A 12,915-nucleotide genomic window follows, 5' to 3' on the forward strand; every position below is an offset into this window, starting at 1 on the left:
AACCCTCTGCTTGTATGAGGGCCATGGAGGAACTTACAAGGGAGCTGATCGGTCGGGTTCCGAAGGTCTTGCTCCATGATCACCTCGACGGCGGGCTGCGGCCAGCCACGATCGTGGAGCTCGCGTCCGCGTCCGGTCACCAGCTGCCCGCGGAGGGCGCCGAGGCGCTCGGCCGCTGGTTCGCCGAGGCGGCCGACTCCGGGTCGCTGGAGCGGTACCTGGAGACCTTCGACCACACCGTCGCGGTGATGCAGACGGCCGGCAACCTGACCCGGGTGGCCCGGGAGTGCGTCGAGGACCTGGCCGCCGACGGCGTCGTGTACGCCGAGGTGCGGTACGCCCCCGAGCAGCACCTGGAGGAGGGCCTGTCCCTGGAGGAGGTCGTCGCGGCCGTCCAGCGCGGCTTCGACGAGGGCCAGGAGGCGGCCGGCGGCCGGATCGTGGTCCGGCAGCTGCTCACCGCGATGCGCCACCAGGCCCGGTCCCGCGAGATCGCCGAGCTCGCGGTCGGGCACCGCGACGACGGCGTGGTCGGCTTCGACATCGCCGGTGCCGAGGCCGGCTACCCGCCGACCCGGCACCTGGACGCGTTCGAGTACCTGCAACGGCAGAACGCGCACTTCACCATCCACGCCGGCGAGGCCTTCGGGCTGCCGTCGATCTGGGAGGCGATCCAGTGGTGCGGCGCCGACCGGCTCGGCCACGGCGTCCGGATCGTCGACGACATCACCGTGGACCTCGACGGCAGCGCGCGGCTCGGCCGGCTGGCGGCGTACGTGCGGGACAAGCGGATCCCGCTCGAGCTCTGTCCGCACTCGAACGTGCAGACCGGCGCCGTCGCGTCGATCGCCGAGCACCCGATCGGCCTGCTCGCCGACCTGCGCTTCCGGGTCACGGTGAACACCGACAACCGGCTGATGAGCAGCACCTCGATGACCCAGGAGATGGCCGCGCTGGTGGAGGCGTTCGGCTGGGGGCTCGACGACCTCCAGTGGGTGACCGTGAACGCGATGAAGTCGGCCTTCCTCGGGTTCGAGGAGCGGCTGCGGATCATCAACGAGGTGATCAAGCCCGGGTACGCCGAGATCCGCGCGGACCTCACCGGGCGCTGACGAGCCTGCGCACCTCGGCGTACCCGGTCTCCGGGGCGACGGTGCGGCAGCCGAGGGCGACCGCGTGCTCCACGACCTCGCGCTGCTGCCGGGCCAGGTGCAGCCCGCGCCGGACCAGCACCCACGGCGGCTTGCGGCGCTCGCGCAGGTCCCGGGTCAGCCGGCGGAAGAAGGTGACGGCCGGGTGCTGGGTGACGCAGAGGGCGTCGGCCAGGAGCCCCCGCGTCCGGCACTCGGCGACCACCTCCTGGGCGAAGATGCCCTCGGCCACGAAGTACGCCGCCCCGCCGAGCTCGAGCACCCGGTGACCGGTACGACGGCTCCGGGAGATGTCGTACACCGGCGCGTCCGTCACCCCGGTGGTGCAGAGCTCCTCGATGCCGACGAGCGCCGCCACGGCGTTCCAGGAGGCCGGGTCGTCCCAGTCCACGATCGGCGCCCCGCCGGCGAGGTCCAGGCACGGCAGCGTCGGGTCGTCGCCGTCCTTGTAGTAGTCGTCCAGGTTCAGGACCGGGAGGCCGAGCCGCGCGGAGAGCCGTGACTTGCCGGAGCCCGACGGCCCGGCCACGACGATCACACGGGCGTGGGGGGAATCGGGCACCTGCCCATTCTGTCAGCCGGTCAGATCCCCATCGGGTGCCAGACGGTCTTGGTCTCCAGGAACTTCGTCATCCGGTCCAGCGGCGGCGGCGCGACCAGGTCCTCCAGGCCCGGTCGGCGCACCCGCTTGAGGTTCTCCGCGGCCGACTCCTCCAGGGTCCGGGCCAGCTCCGGGTCGGTGACCCCGGTGAGGTCGATGCCGTTCACGTCGAGGTGCGAGGCCAGCCAGGGCGCGATCTCCGCGACCGAGCCGGTGAGCACGTTGACGACGCCTCCGGGCAGGTCGCTGGTGGCCATCACCTCGGACAGGGTGATCGAGGTCAGCGGGTACTTCTCCGAGGCGATCACGACGCAGGTGTTGCCGGTGGTGATCACCGGCGCCACCACGCTGACCAGGCCCATCAGCGGACGCTCCGGCGCGACGATCGCGATCACACCGGACGGCTCCGGCGCGGAGTGGTTGAAGTACGGCCCGGCCACCGGGTTCGCGCCGCCGACGACCTGGGCGATCTTGTCGGCCCAGCCGGCGTAGAAGACCAGCCGGTCGATCGCCGCGTCGACGTACGTGCGGGCCGTCGCCGGGGTCACGCCCTCGGCCGACCGGAGCTCGGCCTCGAACTGGTCGCGCCGGCCCTCCAGCACCTCGGCGATCCGGTAGATCACCTGGCCGCGGTTGTACGCCGTCCTCCCGGACCAGCCGGCGAAGGCGGTGCGGGCGGCCCGGACCGCGTCCCGGGCGTCCTTGCGCGAGGCCTGGGAGGCGTTCGCCAGGAACTTGCCCTTCGCGTCGTTGACGACGTACGAGCGGCCCGACTCCGAGCGCGGGAACTCCCCGCCGATGTAGAGCTTGTAGGTCTTCTTCACGTCGAGTCGGGTCATCGCAGATAGGCCTCCAGACCGTGGCGGCCGCCCTCGCGGCCGTAGCCCGACTCCTTGTAGCCGCCGAACGGCGACGCCGGGTCGAAGCGGTTGAACGTGTTGGACCAGACGACGCCGGCCCGCAGCTGCGAGGCCGTCCAGAGGATCCGGGAGCCCTTGTCGGTCCAGATGCCGGCCGAGAGGCCGAACGGGGTGTTGTTGGCCTTCTCGACCGCCTCCTTGGGCGTGCGGAAGGTGATCACCGAGAGGACCGGCCCGAAGATCTCCTCGCGGGCGATCCGGTGCGCCTGGCTGACGCCGGTGAAGATCGTCGGCGGGAACCAGAAGCCGGTGCTCGGCAGGTCGCAGGGCGGCGACCAGCGCTCGGCGCCCTCGGCCTCGCCGACCTCGGAGAGCTCGCGGATCTTCGCGAGCTGCTCGGCGGAGTTGATCGCGCCGATGTCGGTGTTCTTGTCGAGCGGGTCGCCGACGCGCAGCGTCTTCATCCGGCGCTTGAGCTTGCCGAGCACCTCCTCGGCCACCGACTCCTGGACCAGCAGCCGCGACCCGGCGCAGCAGACGTGGCCCTGGTTGAAGAAGATGCCGTTGACGATGCCCTCGACCGCCTGGTCGACCGGAGCGTCGTCGAAGACGATGTTGGCGGCCTTGCCGCCGAGCTCCAGGGTGACGCGCTTGTCGCTGCCGGCGACCGCCTTGGCGATCGAGCGGCCGACCTCGGTCGAGCCGGTGAACGCGACCTTGTCGACGTCGGGGTGGCCGATCAGGGCCCGGCCGGTCTCGCCCGCACCGGTGACGATGTTGACCACGCCCGGCGGGAGGTCGGCCTGCTGGCAGACCTCGGCGAAGAGCAGCGCGGTCAGTGGGGTGGTCTCGGCCGGCTTCAGCACCACGGTGTTGCCGCAGGCCAGCGCGGGCGCGATCTTCCAGGCCAGCATCAGCAGCGGGAAGTTCCACGGGATCACCTGGCCGGCGACGCCCAGCGGCTGCGGGCCATCAGGTCCGGTGCCGTAGCCCGAGTATTCGAGCTTGTCGGCCCAGCCGGCGTAGTAGAAGAAGTGCGCGGCGACCGTCGGGACGTCGACGTCACGGGTCTCCTTGATCGGCTTGCCGTTGTCGATCGACTCCAGGACGGCGAACTCGCGGGCCCGCTCCTGGATGATCCGGGCGATCCGGAAGAGGTACTTGCCGCGCTCGGCGCCGGACATCCGCGACCAGACCCGGGTGTAGGCCCGGCGGGCGGCCTTGACGGCCAGGTCGACGTCGGCGGCGTCCGCCTCGGCGATCTCCGCGAGCACCTCCTCGGTGCTGGGGCTGATCGTCTTGAAGCCGCGGCCGGAGGTGGCGTCGGTGAACTCGCCGTTCACGAACAGGCCGTACGACGGCTTGATGTCGACGATCGCGGTCGACTCGGGGGCGGGTGCGTAGTCGAAGGCGTTCGAGGTCTTGGCAGCCATGATCAGTCCAGGGTCACGTAGTCGGGACCGGAGTAGGCACCGGTCTGGAGCTTCTTGCGCTGCAGCAGCAGGTCGTTCAGCAGCGTCGAGGCGCCGAACCGGAACCAGTCCGGGTCCAGCCAGTCCTCGCCGGCGATCTCGTTGACCATCACCAGGTACTTGATCGCGTCCTTGCTGTGCCGGATGCCGCCGGCCGGCTTGTAGCCGACCATCTGCCCGGTCGCCTCGCGGAAGTCGCGGACGGCCTCGAGCATGACCAGCGAGACCGGCAGCGTCGCGGCGGGCTGGATCTTGCCGGTCGAGGTCTTGATGAAGTGACCGCCGGCCAGCATGGCGAGCCAGGAGGCGCGGCGGACGTTGTCGTAGGTCTGCAGCTCCCCGGTCTCCAGGATCACCTTGAGGTGAGCGCTGGAACCGTCCGGCCGGGCGCAGGCCTCCTTGACGGCGGTGATCTCCTCGAAGACCTCCAGGTACCGGCCGGAGAGGAACGCGCCCCGGTCGATCACCATGTCGATCTCGTCCGCGCCGGCCTCGACGGCGTCGCGGGTGTCGGCGAGCTTGATGTCCCGGGCGGCGCGGCCGCTGGGGAACGCGGTGGCGACCGCGGCGACCTTGACGCCGGAGCTGCCGAGCGTCTTCCTGGCGGTCGCGACCATGTCCGGGTAGACGCAGACGGCAGCGGTGCTCGGACACGTCGGGTCGGTCGGGTCCGGGCGCATCGCCTTCGACGCCAGGGCCCGGACCTTGCCGGGGGTGTCGTTGCCCTCGAGCGTGGTGAGGTCGACCATGCGGATCGCGAGGTCGATCGCGAACGCCTTCGCACTGGTCTTGATGGAGCGGGTGCCGAGGCCGGCGGCCCGCTGCTCGGCGCCGACCTGGTCGACGCCGGGGAGGCCGTGCAGGAAGCGGCGCAGCGCAGCGTCGGAGGAGGTCGCCTCCGCCACCGAACTCGCCGTTGAGCTCAGGGTGGTCACCCACGCAGTCTAGGAGCCCCGGTGGACGGTTGCTAATCCCTCGGCACCCGGGTTGGCGACCTTCGCCGACCGGGCCCTGTCTAGGGTGGCGGGATGAGCGACCTGTCACCGGTGAAGCGGTTCGGGCCCAGCTCCGGCGTGGTGGCCGGCGTGGTGGGGCTGGTGGCCTGCGCGGGGATCGCGGCGATCGCGCTGACCGGCGAGGTCACCGAGAGCAGCGTCGAGGTCGCGCTCGGGGCCGCGGTCGTCGCGGTGCTGCTCTGGGCCTTCATGCTCCGGCCGCGGATCGTCCTCGACGAGGCCGGGAGCACCGTGCTGCTGCGCAACTCCTTCGTCGACTGGCGGATCCCGCTCGCCGCGGTCAAGGTCGTCGGGGTGCGCACCGTCACCACGGTCAAGACCGACGACGGCGGGCGCTACGACTGCGCGGCGGTCGGCTACCCGCTGCGCCGGATCGTCCGCGGCCAGACCGGCAACGAACCCCGGCCCGGTGCGCTCCCGTCRCACCGGCCGACCGACCAGCCGCCGCAGGAGATCATGGCCGACCTGGTCCTGGTCGCCGCCGACCGGGCCCGCGAGCTCGGGCACCCGACGGGTCCGGCCCAGCGGCTCCCGGCGTGGCCGGAGATCGTCGCGCTCGTGATCGCGGTCGCGGCGTTCGTGGCCGGCCTGCTCGTCTAGGTCCGGCTGCTCAGAGCCCGGCGGCCTTCTGCAGGTCGCCGCGGATCGCGTCCAGCCGCCCGCTGGCGGCGATCCGGGCCGCGTCGACCCCGTCCTCGACCCCGTCCTCGACCGGTACGACGACCTCGAGGTAGCACTTCACCTTCGGCTCGGTCCCGGACGGCCGGACGATCACCCGGGCGCGGTCCTCCAGGACGTAGCGCAGGCCGTCGGTCGGCGGCAGGTCCGCGGACCCGGCCGCCAGGTCGTCGACCCGGACCACGCCCAGCCCGCCGAGGCTCGTCGGCGGCTGCTCGCGCAGGCGCTGCATCGTCGCGGGGATCGCGGCGAGGTCGGTGAACCGGACGCTGAGCTGGTCGGTGGCGTGCAGGCCGTAGCGGCGGGCGACGTCGTCGAGCAGGTCGCGCACGGTCCGGCCGGCCGCCTTGGCCGCCGCGGCCAGCTCGCAGATCAGGAGCAGCGCGGAGACGCCGTCCTTGTCCTTGACGTGCTCGGGGTCGACGCAGTAGCCGAGCGCCTCCTCGTAGCCGAAGGCGAGGCCCGGGATGCGGCCGATCCACTTGAAGCCGGTCAGGGTCTCCGCGTGCTCCTCACCGGCTTCGGCGGCCATCACGCCGAGCAGGCTGGAGGAGACGATCGACTGCGCGTAGACGCCGTGCTTGCCGCGGGCCAGGAGGTGCTGGGCGAGCAGCGCGCCGACCTCGTCGCCGCGGAGCATCTGCCAGCCGTGCGGGCCTGGGACCGCGACGGCGCACCGGTCCGCGTCCGGGTCGTTGGCGACCACGATGTCCGCGCCGACCTCCGCGGCCAGCGCCATCGCCTGGTCCATCGCCCCCGGCTCCTCGGGGTTCGGGAAGGCCACCGTCGGGAAGGCGCCGTCGGGCTCGGCCTGGGCCGGGGGTTCGTGCGGCGCCCGGAAGCCCGCCCGGTCCAGCACCCGCTGCACGGTCGTGCCGCCGACGCCGTGCAGCGGCGTGTAGACGATCTCCAGGTCGCGCGGGCCCGGCCCGACCAGGGCGGCCACCGTCTGCTCGTAGCGAGCCACGATCTCCTCGCCGAGAACACTGCCGCTCCGGCCGCGCGGGATGTCCGCCACGGCACCGACGGCCTCGATCCGGGCGGCGATCTCGGCATCGGCGGGCGGCACGATCTGGCTGCCGTCGCCGAGGTACACCTTGTAGCCGTTGTCCTGCGGCGGGTTGTGGCTCGCGGTCACCATCACCCCGGCGACGCAGCCGAGGTCGCGGATCGCGAAGGCCAGCAGCGGGGTCGGCAGCGGGCGGGGGAGCACCAGGGCGCGCAGGCCGGCCCCGGTCATCACCTCGGCGGTGTCGCGGGCGAAGACGTCGGAGTTGCGGCGGGCGTCGTACCCGATGACGACGGAGTCGCCTTCGCTCGCGCCCAGGTCGAGGAGGTAGCGGGCCAGGCCGGCGGCCGCCCGCAGGACGACGACCCGGTTCATCCGGTTCGGGCCGGCGCCGAGCGCGCCGCGCAGGCCGGCGGTGCCGAACTCCAGGGTGCCGCGGAACCGGTCCTCGAGCTCGGCGAGGTCGCCCGCCCCGATCAGGGCCTCCAGCTCGGCGCGGGTCTGCGGGTCGGGGTCTTCGGCGGCCCAGGCGCGGGCCGCGGCGAGCACGTCGGTCATGGAAAGGACACTAGGCCACTAGCCTCGGAGCGTGACCGCAGCGGAGTACGAATTCCGGCACACCCTGACCGTGTCCGCCGACCCGGCCGCGGTGCACGCCGTGCTGGTCGACCTGGAGTTCTTCGGGGACTGGTGGCCGCAGGTGCGGGCGGTCGCGAGCCTGGGGGAGGACGACGCGCTGGTGGTCTGCCGCTCGGTGCTGCCCTACGACCTCGAGCTGCACCTGCACGCGGAGAGCCGGGAACCGGGCCACCTGCGGGTGGCGATCGACGGGCCGATCCGCGGCACGGCGGCCTGGACGCTGACGCCGGTCCCCGGCGGCACCCGGCTCGACTTCGAGCAGCGGGTGCGCGCCGTGGACCGTTCCTTCGTGCTGGCGTCGTACGTCCTCAAGCCGCTGCTGCGGTGGAACCACCACCGGATGATGCAGGGCGCGGAGGACGGACTGGCGGAGCGGTTCGGCCTGGTCAGGCCAGCGACGCGTCCAGGGTGATCTCGACCGAGAGTGCCTGCGAGACCGGGCACCCCTCCTTCGCCGCCTGGGCGAGCTCGGCGAACTTCGCCGCGTCGATGCCCGGGACGGTGCCGACCACCGTCAGCGCGGACCTGGTGATGCCCGTGCCCGGCACGAACGTCACGACCGCCGAGACCTCCAGCTTCTCGGCCGGGGTCTCGTTCTTGGCGAGCGCGTTCGAGAACGCCATCGAGTAGCACGCCGAGTGCGCGCCCGCGATGAGCTCCTCGGGGCTGGTCTTGCCGTTCGCCTCTTCGGCGCGCGACGGCCAGGACACCGGGTAGGTGCCGATGCCCGAGGACTCGAACGAGGTCTCGCCGGAGCCCTCGAAGAGGGTCCCGGTCCAGACGGTGCTTGCCTTGCGGTCGGTCATCAGTGCGCTCCTAGGTAGGGGTCGGCTCAGAGGTTCAGCTCAGTGCCGCGATGGCGGCGTCGTAGTCCGGCTCCTGGCCGATGGCTTCGACGAGTTCACTGTGCAGCACGGTGCCGTCGCTGTCGACCACGACGACCGCGCGGGCGAACAGGCCCTGGAACTTGCTGTCCAGCAGGGTGACGCCGAAGTCCTCGCCGAAGGTGGAGCGGAACGCCGACGCGACGGCCACGTTCTCCAGACCCTCGGCGGCGCAGAAGCCGCTCAGCGCGAACGGCAGGTCCAGCGACACGTTGAGGACGGTGGTGTCCTCCAGGCCGGCCGCGAGCTCGTTGAAGCGGCGGACGCTGGCCTGGCAGACGCCGGTGCCGATGCTCGGGAAGATGCTGATCACGGTGCGGCCGGTGAGGCCGTCCGAGGTCAGCTCGGTCAGGTCGGCGCCGACGAGGGTGAAGGACGGGGCCTTCTCGCCCTTCGCGGGCAGGGTGCCGACGGTGCTTGCGGTGGAGTCTCCGAAACCAATGGTTGCCATGCGCATGTTCTACAGGGGCGCCGCCGGCGGTGTCAGCGCAGGGTGCGCGGCCCGAAGACCGGGGTGACCTTCTTGAACGCCGCGTTCCGGGCAGCCGCGGTGTTGGCGACGGCGAGCAGGACCAGCTGCTCGGCCCGCTCGCGGGCGAACGTGGCCCGCGGCGACGACGTCCAGGTCCTGTTGAAGAGTCGCTTGGCCGCGGCCACCGAGTCCGGCGACCGCTCGGCGATCCGGCGGGCCAGGTCCAGGGCGGCGACCACCGGGTCGGCGGCGAGCTCGGTGACCAGGCCGAGGTCGGCGGCCTCCTTGCCGCTGAGCATCTGGGCGGTCATGGTGAGCCGCTTGGCGGTGTCGATGCCGACCAGCTCGGCCAGGCTGCGGATGCCGGTCATGTCCGGGATCAGGCCCCAGCGGGCCTCGAGCACCGACCACTCCGAGTCCGGGGTGGCGATCCGGAAGTCCGCGGCGAGCGCGAGCTGGAGGCCGCCGCCGTAGCAGTGGCCGTCGACCGCGGCGATCACCGGGACCGGCAGCCGGCGCCAGGCCCAGCACGCCTCCTGGAAGGCGTTGGTGCCGCGCCAGGGGAGCGGGACGAACGCGCGCACGATCCCGGCGGGGCTCTTCAGCGCGGAGGCGAAGTCGAGCCCGGCGCAGAAGGACTGGCCCTCGCCGCTGATCACGACGGCGCGCAGGGTCCGGTCGCGGCGCAGCTCCTGGGCGGTCGCGATCAGCTCGTGCAGCGTCTCGAGGGTCAGCGCGTTGAGCTTGTCGGACCGGGTCAGGCGGACGTGGGCGATGCCGTCGAGGGTCTCGTGGGCGACGTACTGGCGGGTCATGCGGGCTATGTTACCCGCTAGTACGTCCGGCGCCTACTGGTCGATGCTCCCCATGTCGCCGTACCGGTCGCCCTGGACGGCCCCGCGCGGGACCACCTGCTCCAGGTGCGCGAGCTCGTCGGCCGTCAGCGTGATGGCAGCGGCCGCGACGTTCTCCTCCAGGTAGCGGACCCGCTTGGTGCCCGGGATCGGGACGACGGCCAGGTCGTGCGCCGGACCCTGGGCCAGCACCCACGCGAGCGCGAGCTGGCCCGGCGTGCAGCCCTTGTCGGCGGCGACCTTCCCGATCGCGTCGACCAGCTTGAGGTTGGCCGCCAGCGCGTCGCCCTGGAAGCGCGGGAAGTACGCCGAGGCGCGGCCGTCGCCCTGCTCCAGCGTGGTCCACTCCTGCTTGCCGGTGAGCATGCCGCGACCCAGCGGCGAGTAGGGCACCAGGCCGATGCCGAGCTCGCGGACCACCCCGAGGATCTCGTCCTCCAGGTCCCGGGTGAACAGCGAGTACTCGGTCTGCAGCGCGGTGATCGGGTGCGTCGCGTGCGCCTTGCGGATGGTGGCGGCGGAGGCTTCGGAGAGGCCGAGGTGGCGCACCTTGCCGGCCTCGACCAGCTCGGCCATCGCGCCGACGGTCTCCTCGATCGGCACGGTCTGGTCGACGCGGTGCTGGTAGTAGAGGTCGAGGTGGTCGACGCCGAGGCGCTGCAGCGAGGCGTCGCACGCCGCCCGGACGTACTCCGGGCTGCCGTTGATCCCGACCCGGGTGCCGTCGGGGAGCCGCTCGTTGCCGAACTTGGTGGCGAGCTGCACCTCGTCGCGCCGGCCGGCGATCGCCTTGCCGACGAGCTGCTCGTTGGTGAAGGGGCCGTACATGTCGGCCGTGTCCAGGAAGGTGACGCCGAGGTCGAGGGCGCGGTGGATGGTCGCGATCCCCTCTGCCTCGTCGGTGGCGCCGTAGAACTCCGACATCCCCATGCAGCCGAGGCCGAGGGCGCTGACCGTGAGCGGGGAGACGGTTCCGAGAGTGCGTGTCTGCAGTGTCATGGCCCCACTCAACGACTTCGAGCGCACTCCAAGTCAAGGCCGTCGGATCAGCCTGGGGAGACCTTGCCCTCGTAGATGCCGATCTTGTGGTCGATCGCGCGCAGGTGCGCGGTCACCTCGGCGAGCTGGTCCTCGACGCGCTGCCGGTGCGCCTTGAGCAGCGCGAGGCGCTCGGCCTCGTTCCCGTCGCCGGCGCGCACCAGCGCGGCGTACCGGCGGACGTCGCGGATCGGCATGCCGGTCGAGCGGAGTCGGGTGATCAGCTGGATCCAGGTGAGGTCGCGCTCGGAGTAGCGCCGGTGCCCGGAGGCGGACCGGCCGACGCTGCCCAGCATCAGCCCGTCGCGCTCGTAGTAGCGCAGCGTGTGCGCCGTCAGGCCGGTCTGCTCGGCGGCCTCGGCGATGGTCAGGGCGGTCACCGGGCCAGTCTCTCCCCTGGAGTGCACTCGAAGTCAAAGGGCCACCGTGTATCAGGATCCGCCCGCGCCGCTCTGGGCTGGTGAGAGCACCCACCCGAGAGGACAGCACCATGACGAACCGGTTCATGACCAGTGGGGACCCGGCGCCGCGGGGCGATGTCCGGGCAGAGATGCGGCTGCTCGGAGCCGTTCCGACCTTCCGCGAGGCGCCGGCCGCGCTGCTCGCCGCGATGGTCGACGTCGGCCACGTCGTCCGGGTGCGGCCGTCCTGGGCGCTGCTCGCGGAGGGGACCGCGCCGGACAAGGCCTACGTGCTGCTGGAGGGCGAGGTCGACGTACGCCGCGACGGAGTCGAGCTCGGCCGCTGCCGCCCGGGCGAGATCCTCGGCGAGCTCGGCATCCTGCGGCACCGGCTGAGGTCGGCGACCGTGGTCACGCCGATGCCGGTGACCGTGCTGCACCTCGACCGGGCCGACTTCGAGCGCCTGCTCGCCGGCCAGCCCTACTTCCGCGACCTCGTCGGCGAGGCGGCGCTGCGCAAGTCGGCGTGACGGGCTGGGTCAGATCCGCGGGACCACGGCGCTGAGCAGTCCACCCATCCGGGTGGCGGCGGACCGCCCGGTCTCGAGGACCTCCTCGTGGTTGAGCGGTTCGCCGGTGATCCCGGCGGCCATGTTGGTGACCAGCGAGATGCCGAGCACCTCCATCCCCGCCTCGCGGGCCGCGATCGCCTCCAGCGTCGTGCTCATCCCGACCAGGTCGGCGCCGATCGCGCGGACCATGCCGATCTCCGCCGGGGTCTCGTAGTGCGGCCCGGGCAGCTGCACGTAGACGCCCTCGTCCAGCGACGGGTCCACCTCGCGGCAGAGCGCCCGCAGCCGGCTGCTGTACAGGTCGGTCAGGTCGACGAAGTTCGCGCCCTCGATCGGGGAGGTCGCGGTCATGTTGATGTGGTCGGAGATCAGCACCGGCGTTCCGGGCGGGCAGGTCTCGCGGAGACTGCCGCAGCCGTTGGTGAGGACGATCGTCGAGCAGCCGGCCGCGGCCGCCGTCCGGACGCCGTGCGCGACGGCGCGGACCCCGAGGCCCTCGTAGAAGTGCGTCCGGCCGAGGAAGACGAGCAGGTTCTTGTCGCCGCTGCGGACCGACCGGATCTTGCCGGCGTGCCCGGCGACGGCCGGGGGAGCGAACCCGGGCAGGTCGGTGGTGCTGACCTCGGCGGTCGCCTCGCCGAGCGCGTCGACGGCCGGGAGCCAGCCCGAACCCATCACCAGGGCGACGTCGTGGCGGGCGACGCCGGTCTTCTCGGCCAGGACGGCCGCGGCCTCGGCGGCCTGCTCTGTGTAGGTGGTCACGGGCCGACTCTAACGGCCTCCGCTCAGCCGCCGAACGTGCTGCGGCACGGCCGCTGGCGCAGCGCCGAGACGTAGTCGGCGGGGGCGTCGGCGGCCTCGGCCGCGTCGGCGAGGACGCCGAGGTAGGTCGCGGACGGCAGGCCGCCCTCGAAGGCGTCGAGGACGTAGACCCAGGCGACCGACTCGTCGGTCAGCGTCGAGACCCGCACCTTGGTCTTGCGGAACAGCCCGGTGTCGGCGGACTCCCAGCCGTCCAGGGTCGCGACGTCCTCGTCGGTGACGTCGTAGATGGCGACGAAGACCTGCTCGAACGGGTCCTGGACGATCGTGGCGAGCGCGCCGTCCCAGCCGTGCTCCTCGCCGCCGAAGGTCAGCCGCCAGCCCTGGAGCCAGCCGGTTCCGCGCAACGGGGAGTGCGGGCACCGCTCGCTCATCCGGGCCGGGTCCAGGTTGGTCCCGTAGGCGGCGTACAGCGTCACGCCTCACAGCGTAGGGCCAGACGCTCC

At 72.3% G+C, this 12,915-nt stretch carries 16 protein-coding genes; 4 read left to right on the forward strand and 12 right to left on the reverse strand.

Going from position 1 to position 12,915, the window contains the following annotated elements; translation table 11 throughout:
- Window positions 1-23: 23 nt before the first annotated feature.
- On the forward strand, window positions 24-1,112 hold the full coding sequence (locus AB4Y76_RS04690; protein WP_441922630.1) for an adenosine deaminase: 1,089 nt from the start codon (window positions 24-26) through the stop codon (window positions 1,110-1,112).
- Here AB4Y76_RS04690 and AB4Y76_RS04695 read toward each other — a convergent pair.
- The 4 genes from AB4Y76_RS04695 to deoC are packed head-to-tail and all read right to left on the reverse strand — an operon-like array spanning window position 1,099 to window position 5,019.
- Window positions 1,099-1,713 carry a uridine kinase family protein gene (locus AB4Y76_RS04695; protein WP_441922632.1) on the reverse strand — a complete coding sequence of 205 codons (615 nt, stop codon included), beginning with the start codon at window positions 1,711-1,713 and terminating at the stop codon, window positions 1,099-1,101. The genes AB4Y76_RS04690 and AB4Y76_RS04695 overlap by 14 nt on opposite strands.
- A 20-nt stretch (window positions 1,714-1,733) precedes the next feature.
- Window positions 1,734-2,591 carry an aldehyde dehydrogenase family protein gene (locus tag AB4Y76_RS04700; RefSeq protein WP_441922633.1) on the reverse strand — a complete coding sequence of 286 codons (858 nt, stop codon included), beginning with the start codon at window positions 2,589-2,591 and terminating at the stop codon, window positions 1,734-1,736.
- Window positions 2,588-4,045, reverse strand: a complete 1,458-nt coding sequence (locus AB4Y76_RS04705; protein WP_441922635.1) for an aldehyde dehydrogenase family protein — start codon at window positions 4,043-4,045, stop codon at window positions 2,588-2,590. The genes AB4Y76_RS04700 and AB4Y76_RS04705 overlap by 4 nt, the downstream gene beginning before the upstream one ends.
- 2 nt (window positions 4,046-4,047) lie before the next feature.
- A complete protein-coding gene (gene deoC, locus AB4Y76_RS04710) occupies window positions 4,048-5,019 on the reverse strand; it encodes a deoxyribose-phosphate aldolase (protein WP_441922637.1) in 972 nt (323 codons plus the stop codon).
- 93 nt (window positions 5,020-5,112) lie between these two features.
- Here deoC and AB4Y76_RS04715 point away from each other — a divergent pair, with 93 nt between their 5' ends.
- On the forward strand, window positions 5,113-5,700 hold the full coding sequence (locus AB4Y76_RS04715) for a hypothetical protein (RefSeq protein ID WP_441922639.1): 588 nt from the start codon (window positions 5,113-5,115) through the stop codon (window positions 5,698-5,700).
- 10 nt (window positions 5,701-5,710) lie between these two features.
- On the opposite strand, the gene AB4Y76_RS04720 is transcribed toward AB4Y76_RS04715, so the two are convergent.
- On the reverse strand, window positions 5,711-7,345 hold the full coding sequence (locus AB4Y76_RS04720) for a phospho-sugar mutase (RefSeq protein WP_441922641.1): 1,635 nt from the start codon (window positions 7,343-7,345) through the stop codon (window positions 5,711-5,713).
- Window positions 7,346-7,376: 31 nt separating this feature from the next.
- On the opposite strand from AB4Y76_RS04720, the gene AB4Y76_RS04725 reads away from it, so the two are divergent.
- Complete coding sequence (locus AB4Y76_RS04725; protein WP_441922643.1) at window positions 7,377-7,838, forward strand: SRPBCC family protein; 462 nt, start codon at window positions 7,377-7,379, stop codon at window positions 7,836-7,838.
- On the opposite strand, the gene AB4Y76_RS04730 is transcribed toward AB4Y76_RS04725, so the two are convergent.
- From AB4Y76_RS04730 to AB4Y76_RS04750, 5 genes are read right to left on the reverse strand one after another with little or no spacing between them, the layout of a single operon-like run.
- Window positions 7,813-8,232 carry an OsmC family peroxiredoxin gene (locus AB4Y76_RS04730; RefSeq protein ID WP_441922645.1) on the reverse strand — a complete coding sequence of 140 codons (420 nt, stop codon included), beginning with the start codon at window positions 8,230-8,232 and terminating at the stop codon, window positions 7,813-7,815. The genes AB4Y76_RS04725 and AB4Y76_RS04730 overlap by 26 nt on opposite strands.
- Window positions 8,233-8,266: 34 nt before the next feature.
- Entirely contained in the window at window positions 8,267-8,761 is a 495-nt protein-coding gene (gene tpx, locus AB4Y76_RS04735; RefSeq protein WP_441922647.1) for a thiol peroxidase, read from the reverse strand.
- A 32-nt stretch (window positions 8,762-8,793) separates the two neighbouring features.
- Window positions 8,794-9,597 (reverse strand): crotonase/enoyl-CoA hydratase family protein, encoded by an 804-nt coding sequence (locus tag AB4Y76_RS04740; RefSeq protein WP_441922649.1) that lies wholly within the window; start codon window positions 9,595-9,597, stop codon window positions 8,794-8,796.
- A gap of 33 nt (window positions 9,598-9,630) precedes the next feature.
- Window positions 9,631-10,635, reverse strand: coding sequence for an aldo/keto reductase (locus tag AB4Y76_RS04745; protein ID WP_441922651.1), 1,005 nt, complete (start codon window positions 10,633-10,635; stop codon window positions 9,631-9,633).
- Window positions 10,636-10,682: 47 nt separating this feature from the next.
- Complete coding sequence (locus AB4Y76_RS04750; RefSeq protein WP_441922653.1) at window positions 10,683-11,054, reverse strand: MerR family transcriptional regulator; 372 nt, start codon at window positions 11,052-11,054, stop codon at window positions 10,683-10,685.
- A gap of 110 nt (window positions 11,055-11,164) precedes the next feature.
- Between AB4Y76_RS04750 and AB4Y76_RS04755 the strand changes: the two genes are divergently transcribed.
- Complete coding sequence (locus AB4Y76_RS04755; RefSeq protein WP_441922655.1) at window positions 11,165-11,605, forward strand: cyclic nucleotide-binding domain-containing protein; 441 nt, start codon at window positions 11,165-11,167, stop codon at window positions 11,603-11,605.
- 9 nt (window positions 11,606-11,614) lie between these two features.
- On the opposite strand, the gene AB4Y76_RS04760 is transcribed toward AB4Y76_RS04755, so the two are convergent.
- Both AB4Y76_RS04760 and AB4Y76_RS04765 read right to left on the reverse strand, forming a co-directional pair.
- The gene (locus AB4Y76_RS04760; RefSeq protein ID WP_441922657.1) at window positions 11,615-12,409 is read right to left on the reverse strand and encodes a purine-nucleoside phosphorylase; all 795 of its coding nucleotides are present in this window, start codon (window positions 12,407-12,409) and stop codon (window positions 11,615-11,617) included.
- A gap of 23 nt (window positions 12,410-12,432) precedes the next feature.
- The gene (locus tag AB4Y76_RS04765; protein WP_441922659.1) at window positions 12,433-12,888 is read right to left on the reverse strand and encodes a gamma-glutamylcyclotransferase family protein; all 456 of its coding nucleotides are present in this window, start codon (window positions 12,886-12,888) and stop codon (window positions 12,433-12,435) included.
- Window positions 12,889-12,915 lie beyond the last annotated feature (27 nt).

Source organism: Marmoricola sp. RAF53 (assembly GCF_052114005.1).
Lineage (GTDB): Bacteria > Actinomycetota > Actinomycetes > Propionibacteriales > Nocardioidaceae > Marmoricola.

What these genes read in the sequence shown, in the direction of transcription:
- AB4Y76_RS04690 (WP_441922630.1), top strand. Translation starts at nt 24, where the DNA reads ATGGAGGAACTTACAAGGGAGCTGATCGGTCGGGTTCCGAAGGTCTTG.
- AB4Y76_RS04720 (WP_441922641.1), bottom strand. Translation starts at nt 7,345, where the DNA reads ATGACCGACGTGCTCGCCGCGGCCCGCGCCTGGGCCGCCGAAGACCCC.
- tpx (WP_441922647.1), bottom strand. Translation starts at nt 8,761, where the DNA reads ATGGCAACCATTGGTTTCGGAGACTCCACCGCAAGCACCGTCGGCACC.
- AB4Y76_RS04755 (WP_441922655.1), top strand. Translation starts at nt 11,165, where the DNA reads ATGACGAACCGGTTCATGACCAGTGGGGACCCGGCGCCGCGGGGCGAT.
- AB4Y76_RS04740 (WP_441922649.1), bottom strand. Translation starts at nt 9,597, where the DNA reads ATGACCCGCCAGTACGTCGCCCACGAGACCCTCGACGGCATCGCCCAC.
- AB4Y76_RS04705 (WP_441922635.1), bottom strand. Translation starts at nt 4,045, where the DNA reads ATGGCTGCCAAGACCTCGAACGCCTTCGACTACGCACCCGCCCCCGAG.
- AB4Y76_RS04700 (WP_441922633.1), bottom strand. Translation starts at nt 2,591, where the DNA reads ATGACCCGACTCGACGTGAAGAAGACCTACAAGCTCTACATCGGCGGG.
- AB4Y76_RS04745 (WP_441922651.1), bottom strand. Translation starts at nt 10,635, where the DNA reads ATGACACTGCAGACACGCACTCTCGGAACCGTCTCCCCGCTCACGGTC.
- AB4Y76_RS04730 (WP_441922645.1), bottom strand. Translation starts at nt 8,232, where the DNA reads ATGACCGACCGCAAGGCAAGCACCGTCTGGACCGGGACCCTCTTCGAG.